The sequence below is a fragment of the uncultured Escherichia sp. genome (assembly GCF_948475835.1).
Classification (GTDB): domain Bacteria; phylum Pseudomonadota; class Gammaproteobacteria; order Enterobacterales; family Enterobacteriaceae; genus ECMA0423.
Genome location: NZ_CAOLGM010000122.1, coordinates 1 through 12,237 on the forward strand (window position 1 = coordinate 1; position 12,237 = coordinate 12,237).

At 48.0% G+C, this 12,237-nt stretch carries 15 protein-coding genes and 1 pseudogene; 9 read left to right on the plus strand and 7 right to left on the minus strand.

The window, feature by feature from the left end:
• From amyA to fliD, 4 genes are all read right to left on the minus strand, one after another.
• The coding region (amyA, locus tag QZF50_RS19130; protein WP_290388951.1) for an alpha-amylase at positions 1-1,361 on the minus strand (1,361 nt) is incomplete at its 3' end.
• A gap of 77 nt (positions 1,362-1,438) precedes the next feature.
• Entirely contained in the window at positions 1,439-1,804 is a 366-nt protein-coding gene (gene fliT, locus QZF50_RS19135) for a flagella biosynthesis regulatory protein FliT (RefSeq protein WP_001015028.1), read from the minus strand.
• Positions 1,804-2,214 carry a flagellar export chaperone FliS gene (fliS, locus tag QZF50_RS19140; RefSeq protein WP_000287768.1) on the minus strand — a complete coding sequence of 137 codons (411 nt, stop codon included), beginning with the start codon at positions 2,212-2,214 and terminating at the stop codon, positions 1,804-1,806. The genes fliT and fliS overlap by 1 nt, the downstream gene beginning before the upstream one ends.
• A 14-nt stretch (positions 2,215-2,228) precedes the next feature.
• The gene (fliD, locus tag QZF50_RS19145) at positions 2,229-3,641 is read right to left on the minus strand and encodes a flagellar filament capping protein FliD (protein ID WP_000146097.1); all 1,413 of its coding nucleotides are present in this window, start codon (positions 3,639-3,641) and stop codon (positions 2,229-2,231) included.
• Between the two features lie 254 nt (positions 3,642-3,895).
• Between fliD and QZF50_RS19150 the strand changes: the two genes are divergently transcribed.
• From QZF50_RS19150 to sdiA, 8 genes are all read left to right on the plus strand, one after another.
• Positions 3,896-5,371 carry a flagellin gene (locus QZF50_RS19150; protein ID WP_000079818.1) on the plus strand — a complete coding sequence of 492 codons (1,476 nt, stop codon included), beginning with the start codon at positions 3,896-3,898 and terminating at the stop codon, positions 5,369-5,371.
• A 164-nt stretch (positions 5,372-5,535) separates the two neighbouring features.
• Positions 5,536-6,255, plus strand: a complete 720-nt coding sequence (fliA, locus tag QZF50_RS19155; RefSeq protein ID WP_001087467.1) for an RNA polymerase sigma factor FliA — start codon at positions 5,536-5,538, stop codon at positions 6,253-6,255.
• A gap of 45 nt (positions 6,256-6,300) precedes the next feature.
• Positions 6,301-6,852 carry a flagella biosynthesis regulatory protein FliZ gene (gene fliZ / locus QZF50_RS19160; protein ID WP_001297467.1) on the plus strand — a complete coding sequence of 184 codons (552 nt, stop codon included), beginning with the start codon at positions 6,301-6,303 and terminating at the stop codon, positions 6,850-6,852.
• 87 nt (positions 6,853-6,939) lie between these two features.
• Positions 6,940-7,740: a cystine ABC transporter substrate-binding protein gene (gene tcyJ / locus QZF50_RS19165; RefSeq protein ID WP_001295643.1), complete on the plus strand. Its 801-nt coding sequence runs from the start codon at positions 6,940-6,942 to the stop codon at positions 7,738-7,740.
• Between the two features lie 104 nt (positions 7,741-7,844).
• Positions 7,845-8,831: a D-cysteine desulfhydrase gene (gene dcyD / locus QZF50_RS19170; protein ID WP_001128219.1), complete on the plus strand. Its 987-nt coding sequence runs from the start codon at positions 7,845-7,847 to the stop codon at positions 8,829-8,831.
• Positions 8,832-8,845: 14 nt separating this feature from the next.
• Positions 8,846-9,514, plus strand: a complete 669-nt coding sequence (gene tcyL, locus QZF50_RS19175) for a cystine ABC transporter permease (protein WP_001158220.1) — start codon at positions 8,846-8,848, stop codon at positions 9,512-9,514.
• Complete coding sequence (gene tcyN, locus QZF50_RS19180; protein ID WP_001272994.1) at positions 9,511-10,263, plus strand: L-cystine ABC transporter ATP-binding protein TcyN; 753 nt, start codon at positions 9,511-9,513, stop codon at positions 10,261-10,263. Before tcyL ends, tcyN begins: the two co-directional genes overlap by 4 nt.
• A 229-nt stretch (positions 10,264-10,492) precedes the next feature.
• Positions 10,493-11,215 (plus strand): transcriptional regulator SdiA, encoded by a 723-nt coding sequence (gene sdiA / locus QZF50_RS19185; protein WP_001154279.1) that lies wholly within the window; start codon positions 10,493-10,495, stop codon positions 11,213-11,215.
• Positions 11,216-11,281: 66 nt separating this feature from the next.
• Here sdiA and yecF read toward each other — a convergent pair whose 3' ends face one another.
• From yecF to QZF50_RS23755, 3 genes and pseudogenes are all read right to left on the minus strand, one after another.
• A complete protein-coding gene (gene yecF / locus QZF50_RS19190) occupies positions 11,282-11,506 on the minus strand; it encodes a DUF2594 family protein YecF (RefSeq protein WP_000106474.1) in 225 nt (74 codons plus the stop codon).
• The gene (gene yecU / locus QZF50_RS19195) at positions 11,493-11,669 is read right to left on the minus strand and encodes a protein YecU (RefSeq protein ID WP_000590347.1); all 177 of its coding nucleotides are present in this window, start codon (positions 11,667-11,669) and stop codon (positions 11,493-11,495) included. Before yecU ends, yecF begins: the two co-directional genes overlap by 14 nt.
• An 82-nt stretch (positions 11,670-11,751) precedes the next feature.
• Positions 11,752-11,823, minus strand: a pseudogene (locus QZF50_RS23755) (transcriptional regulator); the annotation flags it as partial.
• Between the two features lie 141 nt (positions 11,824-11,964).
• On the opposite strand from QZF50_RS23755, the gene QZF50_RS19200 reads away from it, so the two are divergent.
• On the plus strand, positions 11,965-12,237 hold a 273-nt coding region (locus QZF50_RS19200; RefSeq protein WP_290388952.1), incomplete at its 3' end, for a response regulator.

Here is a 12,237-nt window from a genome sequence, read left to right on the forward strand (position 1 = left end):
CCGTAATTCTCTCCCAGATTAATGGTTTTTTCGCCATCATCCCCGTTCGACATGACCACCACGCAGCCGGGATATTCGTCAGTGCCACTGCGGCTAAAGGCAATGCAGTTCGGATGGTCGAAAAATAATGTCTGTACACCGTGGGCGAAACGCTGACGGGCGAGAATTAACTCATCAAGCTGTTCGATTATTGGCATATCTATCGGGTAGGTTTGCCCGTCACCGCCGACATCTTCGTAATGCGCACCGTAGAGGTCCGGATAGAATACCGAAGGAACGCCATTTTCCCGCAACAAAATTAAGGCATATGCCAGCGGTTTAAACCACGGTTCGACCGGCGCTTCGAGGGCTTGCAACGGTTGGGTGTCGTGATTGGCAACGAGCGTCACGGCGTGGAAAGGATCGGCTTCCACTAATGTACCCGTGAAAATCTGCGTCATGTCGTAGTCACGCCCCATGCGCGATGCTTCATGGAATTTCATCTGCAGCGGCGCATCGAACAGCATGGTTTTGCCTTCCACCTGATCAATATACGTTTGCAGTTTATCGACTTCATGCGACCAGTACTCCGCCACAATAAACAGCGGCTTTGGCGCAACTTCCTGTACGTGTTCGATCCACTCTTTATAAAACCACGCCGGAATATGTTTGACCGCATCAAGACGAAAACCGTCGCATTGCGTTTGTTCCATCACCCAGCGCGCCCGGTATTTAATCTCTTCCGTCACGGCATGATTGCGAAAATCGATATTCTCGCCCATCAGATAATCGAAATTACCTAATTCATCATCAACCTGATCGTTCCAGCCTTCGCCGGTGTAGTCGTTAACAATTTTAAATATGCCATCTTCATCAGGGTTTTCGATATGGTCGATACCGCTAAAACATTTGAAATCCCAGATAAACTTCGAGTATTGCCCGGCACGCGCGGGGAAGGTGTAACGCGTCCAGCCTTCACACTCAATGATTTCTTCGTCAATTTGCGTACGGTCATCAGCATTTACACGCTGCACGCGAATAGCTTCTTTTTCATCCGCGCCCATTTTGTGGTTGACTACCACGTCCAACAGCACCGCAATGTCATTACGTTTCAGGGCGTCAATGGCGGCCAGCAGTTGTGCTTTATCGCCATATTTAGTAGGGATGCTGCCTTTCTGATCAAACTCGCCTAAATCAAATAAATCATAGGAGTCGTAGCCGACCGAATACCCGCCCGATGCGCCTTTATAGGCGGGCGGCAACCAGACCATATTGATACCAATATCATTAAAACCGTCGGCGCGCTCGGCCAGTTCAGGCCAGAGCTTACCGCCTTCCGGGTAATACCAGTGAAAACATTGTAACAGCGTGGGATTACGCATTCTTCGACTCCATTCAAGGGGAACATTAGAAGCGTAGCCGTAATCAGATTATTCGCGAGCCATTAGCTTGTTAAGATTCACAAGAAGTTATCTTGCGGAGCCAGCACAAAGCCGCCCTGATCGCCATAGGCACTTAACACCGATTTTTGCACCGATGACTGACCGACCAGTTTCGCCAGTTCATCCATCCGAATCTGTAATAACTGCTTTACCTTGCTTTCGTTGTCGAGAATCAGGCGCAGCATCGGGCGGAGCTGCTCCTGCATCGTGGTGGATGGGTTAATCTCTTCAGTCAGATGTGCAATCTCCTGCACCGCATTCACATACGCCATTTCGCTGGCGATGAGTTCGTCCCATTGTTCTTCCGTTGCCAGGCGTAACATGAGCTGGCTTTTTTCGACGAGTTGTTGCCAGGCGAAATACAAATGCGGTGCATGGTTCATCAGACTGGGTCCTGAATCAAAGAAGGGGAGAGTAAAGACTCTTTCCAGGCATCGGCAATATTGCGCATTAATGCTTCCACTTCTTCGACTGCGGAGACATCGTTGCGTAAATTGGCTTGCAGCAAGCGCCTGACCATATAGCTATAAAGAGCAATCAAGTTTTGGGTTAATTCGTCTTTGCTCTCTTCATCAAGACTCACCCGCAGTCCGTTCTCAATGATGTTGATCGCTTTTGACAAAGAGACGCCTTTGCCTTGCTGATTGTTGTCCTGCATAAACAGGCGCGCTCTAACCAGTGCGCTCAGCACTCCATCAAATAGCATGGTGACCAGCTGCTGCTGGCTGGCGCTCATTACGGCGCTTTCGACGCCAATTTGTGCATAGGCTTTTGAGCCGCTCGCGGTATACATGCTGACCTCCGTGATCAGGAATTACTCATTGCAGTAAATTGTTGGCTGAGATAGGTACTGGTGTTATTCAGTTTGCTCATCATGGTATCTAATTGCGTAAACTGTGCAGTGTAACGCGCCACGGTGTCATCAATGCTGGCACTGACGGATAGATACTGTTTGGTCAGTTTTTTCAGTGTGGCGTTAATACTGTCCTGTGCGCTATCAATAATGCCATCATCGGCAAGGTAACCTTTTACCTCGGTGGCAATTTTGGTGGTAATTCCTGTTTCTTTACCATCGCCTACCAGCAATTCACGTACGGATGCTGTATTTTCATTCAGGACTTTTTTGAGTTTATCATCATCAATTTTCAGCTTACCCGTCGTGCCGTCCTGCTTAATCCCGAGCTCGTTTAATGTTTTGAAGGCACCGTCGCTGGCACCGTTTGCAAATTGTGCGCGGATGCCGCTTTGAATTGTACGTACAACGCTGTCTCCGAGAAGTGCACCATTATTTTTATCTTGTGCTTCAGCACCTGGGTCTACTTCTTTATATTTTGTCAGGGTGTTAAAGGTGTCAATGAGGGAGTTATATGAATCCACCCAGCCTTTAATTGCTTCGGTTGCTTTATCGTTGCTTTTTGTCACCGTGACCCGGACGTCAGTGACTTTTTGGGTCAAATCGAGAGTAACTCCCTGAGGAGCATCGGTAATTTTGTTACTTGAACGTTCAATATCGATACCGTTAACGTTTAGCTGTGCATTTTGCGCGTTAACCAGTTCCTTCATATTCCCGGTGTTGGTCTTGCTGTCATAAGCCAGCAGATCATTTAATTTACTGTCACCCTCAACAGATATGGTCATTTTATTGGCCAGACCTTCACTGGCGGTCAATACCAATTGATAGTCACCATCTTTGACTTTAACGATACTAGCGGAAATTCCACTATCGGCATCGTTAATGGCTTTGCTGATCTCATCCAATGACGTCTGATCTTTATTGAGCTTGATTTCCAGCGGCTCTTTACGGCCGTCTTGGGTAATTTTTATTGTGCGTGTATCTGATGACTCATCACCCAGTGCATCTTTTGTTGATGCAATGATTGTCGGGGAATCAGTTCGTAAAGATTGCGCCTGCGCCAGTTGGGTTACGCTGATGGTATAGATACCGGGGGCAGCACCTGCTTCGGTGGAAACTTTAAGGTCTTCATTGCTACTGGTAACGGTAGTGCTTTTGAACAGATCGGCTTTATTTAACGCAGTATTTGCAGTCTGGAATTTTTCTAATGCACTTTTTAATGTGCCATAGGCTGTCAGACGTGCGGTATTGTCACTCTGTTGCTGAGTAATTGGATTTAAGCGTTTTTTTTCAGCGATGGTCAGGTTGTTTAGCAATGTATCCAGCGGCAGATTCGAACCAACGCCAAGAGATGTAAATGAAGCCATACCTAATTCCTTTTGATTGCAAACAGTAGATAAGCGGGTTATCGGCAATTTGTGCGCAAAGTTTAATAGTTGATTCACGAAGATGATGCGCAGAGTAGAGTTGTATATTACGGATATTTCAGCCGTTAAGAAAAAACAGGAGAGAAACTAAAATTTTCTAAAGTTCGAAATTCAGGTGCCGATACAAGGGGTACGGTGAGAAACCGTGGGCAACAGCCCAATAACATCAAGTTGTAATTGATAAGGAAAAGATCATGGCACAAGTCATTAATACAAACAGCCTGTCGCTGTTGACCCAGAATAACCTGAACAAATCTCAGTCTTCTCTGAGCTCCGCCATTGAACGTCTCTCTTCTGGCCTGCGTATTAACAGTGCTAAAGATGACGCAGCAGGTCAGGCGATTGCTAACCGTTTTACAGCAAATATTAAAGGTCTGACTCAGGCTTCCCGTAACGCGAATGATGGTATTTCTGTTGCGCAGACCACTGAAGGTGCGCTGAATGAAATTAACAACAACCTGCAGCGTATTCGTGAACTTTCTGTTCAGGCAACTAACGGTACTAACTCTGACAGCGATCTTTCTTCTATCCAGGCTGAAATTACTCAACGTCTGGAAGAAATTGACCGTGTATCTGAGCAAACTCAGTTTAACGGCGTGAAAGTCCTTGCTGAAAATAATGAAATGAAAATTCAGGTTGGTGCTAATGATGGTGAAACCATCACTATCAATCTGGCAAAAATTGATGCGAAAACTCTCGGCCTGGACGGTTTTAATATCGATGGCGCGCAGAAAGCAACCGGCAGTGACCTGATTTCTAAATTTAAAGCGACAGGTACTGATAATTATCAAATTAACGGTACTGATAACTATACTGTTAATGTAGATAGTGGCGTAGTACAGGATAAAGATGGCAAACAAGTTTATGTGAGTACTGCGGATGGTTCACTTACGACCAGCAGTGATACTCAATTCAAGATTGATGCAACTAAGCTTGCAGTGGCTGCTAAAGATTTAGCTCAAGGGAATAAGATTGTCTACGAAGGTATCGAATTTACAAATACCGGCACTGTCGCTATAGATGCCAAAGGTAATGGTAAATTAACCGCCAATGTTGATGGTAAGGCTGTTGAATTCACTATTTCGGGGAGTACTGATACATCAGGTACTAGTGCAACCGTTGCCCCTACGACAGCCCTATACAAAAATAGTGCAGGGCAATTGACTGCAACAAAAGTTGAAAATAAAGCAGCGACACTATCTGATCTTGATCTGAACGCTGCCAAGAAAACAGGAAGCACGTTAGTTGTTAACGGTGCAACTTACGATGTTAGTGCAGATGGTAAAACGATAACGGAGACTGCTTCTGGTAACAATAAAGTCATGTATCTGAGCAAATCAGAAGGTGGTAGCCCGATTCTGGTAAACGAAGATGCAGCAAAATCGTTGCAATCTACCACCAACCCGCTCGAAACTATCGACAAAGCATTGGCTAAAGTTGACAATCTGCGTTCTGACCTCGGTGCAGTACAAAACCGTTTCGACTCTGCCATCACCAACCTTGGCAACACCGTAAACAACCTGTCTTCTGCCCGTAGCCGTATCGAAGATGCTGACTACGCGACCGAAGTGTCTAACATGTCTCGTGCGCAGATCCTGCAACAAGCGGGTACCTCTGTTCTGGCACAGGCTAACCAGACCACGCAGAACGTACTGTCTCTGCTGCGTTAATTTACACTTATCGCTCAAACCCCGCCACCGGCGGGGTTTTTTCTGTCCGCAATTTACCGGTAACCCCCAAATAACCCCTCATTTCACCCACTAATCGTCCGATTAAAAACCCTGCAGAAACGGATAATCATGCCGATAACTCATATAACGCAGGGCTGTTTATCGTGAATTCACTCTATACCGCTGAAGGTGTAATGGATAAACACTCGCTGTGGCAGCGTTATGTCCCGCTGGTGCGTCACGAAGCATTGCGCCTGCAGGTTCGACTGCCCGCGAGCGTGGAACTTGACGATCTGCTACAGGCGGGCGGCATTGGGTTACTTAATGCCGTCGAACGCTATGACGCCCTACAAGGAACGGCATTTACAACTTACGCAGTGCAGCGTATCCGTGGCGCTATGCTGGATGAACTTCGCAGCCGTGACTGGGTGCCGCGCAGCGTGCGACGCAACGCGCGTGAAGTGGCACAGGCAATAGGGCAACTGGAGCAGGAACTTGGCCGCAACGCCACGGAAACTGAGGTAGCGGAACGTTTAGGGATCGATATTGCCGATTATCGCCAAATGTTGCTCGACACCAATAACAGCCAGCTCTTCTCCTACGATGAGTGGCGCGAAGAGCACGGCGATAGCATCGAACTGGTTACTGATGATCATCAGCGAGAAAACCCGCTACAACAACTGCTGGACAGTAATCTGCGCCAGCGGGTGATGGAAGCCATCGAAACGTTGCCGGAGCGCGAAAAACTGGTATTAACCCTCTATTACCAGGAAGAGCTGAATCTCAAAGAGATTGGCGCGGTGCTGGAGGTCGGGGAATCGCGGGTCAGTCAGTTACACAGCCAGGCCATTAAACGGTTACGCACTAAACTGGGTAAGTTATAACGTCAGTAAATGCCGCACTTTAATTTTGACTACCAGGAGTTCTTAATGATGGTGCAGCACCTGAAAAGACGGCCATTAAGCCGCTATCTTAAAGACTTTAAACACAGCCAGACCCATTGCGCGCATTGCCGTAAATTACTCGACCGCATTACCCTCGTTCGCGACGGCAAAATAGTGAATAAAATCGAGATTTCCCGCCTGGACATGCTGCTTGATGAAAATGGCTGGCAAACGGAACAAAAATCATGGGCGGCATTGTGCCGATTCTGCGGTGATTTACATTGCAAAACGCAGAGTGATTTTTTCGATATTATCGGCTTTAAGCAATTTCTTTTTGAGCAAACTGAAATGAGCCCTGGTACGGTGCGTGAATATGTCGTTCGTCTGCGCCGTTTGGGGAATCATCTACACGAGCAAAATATTTCCCTCGATCCGCTGCAGGACGGTTTCCTTGATGAAATCCTCGCCCCGTGGCTGCCCACCACCAGCACCAACAATTACCGCATCGCATTACGGAAGTATCAACACTATCAGCGTCAAACGTGTACCGGACTTGTGCAGAAATCCTCCAGCCTGCCTGCTTCTGATATATATTAAATAAGAATAAGATGTAGCGGAGTTGTTTTTGTGTTTACAAACAATGGCTCTACACTGCAAACAGACATAACAACATTCGGGGTAAATATGAAATTAGCACATCTGGGACGTCAGGCATTGATGGGTGTGATGGCCGTAGCGCTGGTTGCGGGCATGAGCGTTAAAAGTTTTGCAGATGAAGGTCTGCTTAATAAAGTTAAAGAGCGCGGCACGCTGCTGGTAGGGCTGGAAGGCACTTATCCGCCGTTCAGTTTTCAGGGAGATGACGGCAAATTAACCGGTTTTGAAGTGGAATTTGCCCAACAGCTGGCAAAACATCTTGGCGTTGAGGCGTCACTAAAACCGACCAAATGGGACGGTATGCTGGCGTCGCTGGACTCTAAACGCATTGATGTGGTGATTAATCAGGTCACCATTTCTGACGAGCGCAAGAAAAAATACGATTTCTCTACCCCTTACACCATTTCCGGTATTCAGGCGCTGGTGAAAAAAGGTAACGAAGGCACCATTAAAACGGCTGCTGATCTGAAAGGCAAAAAAGTGGGTGTCGGTCTGGGCACCAACTATGAAGAGTGGCTGCGGCAGAATGTTCAGGGCGTCGATGTGCGTACCTATGATGATGACCCGACCAAATATCAGGATCTGCGCGTAGGCCGTATCGATGCGATCCTCGTTGATCGTCTGGCGGCGCTGGATCTGGTGAAGAAAACCAACGATACGCTGGCAGTAACCGGTGAAGCATTCTCCCGTCAGGAGTCTGGCGTGGCGCTGCGTAAAGGAAATGAAGACCTGCTGAAAGCGGTGAATGATGCAATTGCGGAAATGCAAAAAGACGGCACTCTGCAAGCTCTTTCCGAAAAATGGTTTGGTGCTGATGTGACCAAATAATCAGCATAATGACAAAAAAGGGCGCTTTCACTAGCGCCTTTTTTATTTACGCGTTTTCAGCGTGCATAATAAGAAAATCACAACAACACACATCGGAGGCTGTTATGCCACTGCATAATTTAACCCGTTTTCCACGGTTGGAGTTTATCGGCGCGCCAACGCCGCTCGAATATCTGCCGCGCTTTTCTGATTATCTTGGACGGGAAATTTTCATCAAACGGGATGACGTCACACCCATGGCAATGGGCGGCAATAAATTACGTAAGCTGGAATTTCTCGCGGCAGATGCCCTGCGCGAAGGTGCCGATACGCTGATTACTGCCGGCGCGATCCAGTCTAACCATGTGCGCCAGACTGCCGCAGTCGCGGCGAAACTCGGTCTGCACTGCGTGGCGCTGCTGGAAAATCCTATTGGCACAACCGCAGAAAACTATTTAACCAACGGCAATCGTTTGTTGCTGGATCTGTTCAATACCCAGATTGAAATGTGCGATGCACTGACCGATCCCAATGCCCAACTGGAAGAGCTGGCGACGCGAGTCGAAGCACAAGGCTTTCGCCCGTATGTCATTCCGGTTGGCGGTTCTAATGCTCTTGGCGCGCTAGGTTATGTGGAGAGTGCGCTGGAAATCGCGCAACAGTGTGAAGGGGCGGTTAATATTTCGTCGGTGGTAGTCGCATCGGGCAGTGCCGGAACTCACGCCGGACTGGCTGTTGGGCTGGAACACCTGATGCCTGAAAGCGAACTGATTGGCGTGACCGTGTCGCGTTCCGTTGCCGATCAATTGCCGAAAGTGGTTAACCTACAACAGGCGATTGCGAAAGAACTGGAGCTGACCGCATCAGCGGAAATTTTACTCTGGGATGACTATTTTGCACCTGGCTACGGCGTGCCGAACGACGAAGGCATGGAAGCAGTGAAATTGCTGGCGCGGCTGGAAGGCATTCTGCTTGATCCTGTGTATACCGGAAAAGCGATGGCGGGGCTGATTGGCGGTATCAGTCAGAAACGCTTCAAAGATGAAGGGCCGATTCTGTTTATTCATACCGGCGGTGCGCCTGCGCTGTTCGCCTATCATCCCCACGTTTAGCTCCGGGAACGCTCATGCAAGAAAGTATACAACTGGTTATTGATTCCTTGCCGTTCCTGTTGAAAGGGGCTGGGTATACGCTGCAACTCAGTATCGGCGGCATGTTTTTTGGCTTACTGCTCGGGTTTATTCTCGCGCTGATGCGCCTGTCGCCAATCTGGCCCGTGCGCTGGCTGGCGCGCTTTTATATCTCTATTTTTCGTGGTACGCCGCTCATCGCACAACTGTTTATGATCTATTACGGCCTGCCGCAGTTTGGTATCGAATTAGATCCCATTCCGTCAGCAATGATTGGTCTGTCGCTGAACACTGCCGCCTATGCCGCCGAAACACTGCGCGCCGCCATTTCTTCTATTGATAAAGGTCAGTGGGAAGCGGCAGCCAGTATTGGTATGACGCCGTGGCAGACCATGCGTCGCGCGATTTTGCCACAGGCGGCGCGGGTGGCGTTGCCGCCGCTGTCGAACAGCTTTATCAGTCTGGTAAAAGATACGTCGCTGGCCGCGACAATCCAGGTGCCGGAGCTGTTCCGTCAGGCGCAGTTGATTACCTCGCGCACGCTGGAGGTGTTCACCATGTACCTGGCGGCTTCGCTCATCTACTGGATCATGGCGACAGTATTATCGACGTTGCAGAACCATTTTGAGAATCAACTTAATCGCCAGGAGAGAGAACCAAAATGAGTGCCATTGAAGTTAAGAACCTGGTGAAAAAATTTCACGGTCAGACGGTGCTGCACGGTATCGACCTCGAGGTAAAGCCTGGCGAAGTGGTGGCAATTATCGGTCCGAGTGGTTCCGGCAAAACCACGTTGCTACGCAGCATAAATCTGCTGGAACAACCGGAAGCGGGAACGATCACCGTTGGCGATATCACTATTGATACTGCACGTTCATTAAGTCAGCAAAAATCGCTGATTCGCCAGTTGCGTCAGCACGTCGGGTTTGTCTTCCAGAACTTTAATTTGTTTCCGCATCGTACGGTGCTGGAAAACATTATTGAAGGGCCGGTGATCGTCAAAGGCGAACCGAAAGAAGAGGCCACGGCGCGCGCTCGCGAGCTGCTGGCGAAAGTTGGGCTGGCCGGTAAAGAAACCAGCTATCCACGTCGTTTGTCTGGCGGTCAACAGCAGCGTGTTGCGATTGCGCGTGCGCTGGCAATGCGTCCTGAGGTGATTTTGTTTGACGAGCCAACGTCAGCGCTGGATCCAGAGCTGGTGGGCGAAGTCCTGAACACAATCCGCCAGCTGGCGCAGGAAAAGCGCACGATGGTGATTGTGACGCACGAAATGAGCTTTGCCCGGGATGTTGCGGACCGGGCGATTTTTATGGACCAGGGGCGGATAGTCGAGCAGGGGGCAGCAAAAGCGTTATTTGCTGATCCCCAGCAGCCTCGCACCCGCCAGTTCCTCGAGAAGTTTCTGCTGCAATAATAAGAAAAAATCAGCCCCGACGATTCACCTGTCGGGGCGGGACGCCATTTCAAGCGTGATAAAACTGCTTAACAAATCAGCATAACTCATTAATAACATAAGAGAATGCGATGGCTTGCAAAAGTAATTCATTGCCTGAATAATATAAATTATATATAAATCTTATTTATGTGATAGTTTGAATTATCATTATAAATGATACTCACTCTCAGGGGCGTTGCGGTTTACTATGCAGGATACGGATTTTTTCAGCTGGCGTCGCACGATGCTGTTGCGTTTTCAGAGGATGGAGGCCGCAGAAGAGGTCTACCATGAAATAGAGCTTCAGGCTCAGCAGCTGGAGTACGATTACTATTCGTTATGTGTTCGCCACCCGGTACCATTCACGCGACCTAAAGTGGCTTTCTACACCAATTACCCTGAGTCGTGGGTTAGTTATTATCAGGCAAAAAATTTTCTCGCAATTGATCCGGTGCTGAACCCTGAAAACTTTAGTCAGGGCCATTTAATGTGGAATGATGACTTATTCAGCGAAGCACAGCCGTTATGGGAAGCCGCGCGCGCACATGGTTTACGCCGCGGTGTCACTCAGTATTTAATGCTGCCAAATCGGGCGTTGGGCTTTTTGTCCTTTTCCCGTTGCAGCGCTCGCGAAATACCCATTCTTAGTGATGAACTGCAATTAAAAATGCAGTTACTGGTGCGCGAAAGTCTGATGGCTCTGATGCGTTTAAATGATGAAATAGTGATGACGCCAGAGATGAATTTCAGCAAGCGCGAAAAAGAAATTCTGAAATGGACGGCGGAAGGGAAGACATCAGCAGAGATAGCGATGATTTTGTCAATCTCTGAGAATACGGTCAATTTCCATCAGAAAAACATGCAGAAAAAAATCAATGCACCAAATAAGACCCAGGTGGCCTGTTACGCGGCCGCTACTGGCTTAATTTGATCGCTTTTCTTTCTGCGTGCCAGATGCAAAAACCGGCTGAAAGGCACGCTCTCAGCCGGTTTTATATTACTGACGGTAGGCTTGTTTAATTTGCTTAACCGTTTTGGAAAATACTGCAGCCTGGGTTTCGTCTTCGATCAGCGCAAGCTGTTTTTCCATCTTTAACATCACGCGGCCCGCGTCAGCTTGTCCCATCGCCTGCAGCATCAGCGTCAGCATCGCTTTCAGGCAGGAGACTTCATTTGCCAGTTCTTGATTATTCTCGGCAGTAGAAAAATCAGGCGTACTCATTTATTTTCCTCGTCATGTTGCAATGAAAATTTGCGGTGAAAAATGTTAAGGCGGCGGAGTATACCATAAGCTTTGCTAAAAATAGCAGTGGTTGTTTTTTGAGCGTGATATCGGCAGTGCTATAAAATACGTTAATATAATGACCAATAAATATTTTTATCATGAATGTTTTTTGCCCGTATTGTTCGGGTTAATTAATGTTACATATTCAGCGGGCTGATTTTCATTTTTGCTGAATAAAGTCAATTTTTGTCACATTTCATCGTAGGGCTTACTGTGAAACGATCCGGTAAGCCGTTGGTGACGGGCGTGACCATAACTGTGGACAATCGAATTGACAAAAACGAGAGAAAAATCGAATACCCACCATTTTTAACGTTTCAAAGTTGCAATAAAAACCGCTAATATACGAATGACTAACTATCAGTAGCGTTATCCCTATTTCTGGAGATATTCCTTTGATCAACGTTCTACTTGTTGATGACCACGAACTGGTGCGCGCAGGGATACGACGCATTCTGGAAGATATAAAGGGTATAAGAGTCGTCGGTGAGGCATCGTGCGGTGAAGACGCCGTTAAGTGGTGCCGGACAAATGCCGTTGACGTGGTGCTAATGGACATGAGTATGCCGGGCATTGGCGGTCTTGAGGCGACGCGTAAAATCGCGCGTTCCACAGCTGATGTCAAAATCATCATGCTTACCGTCCATACAGAAAACCCTTTACCAGCG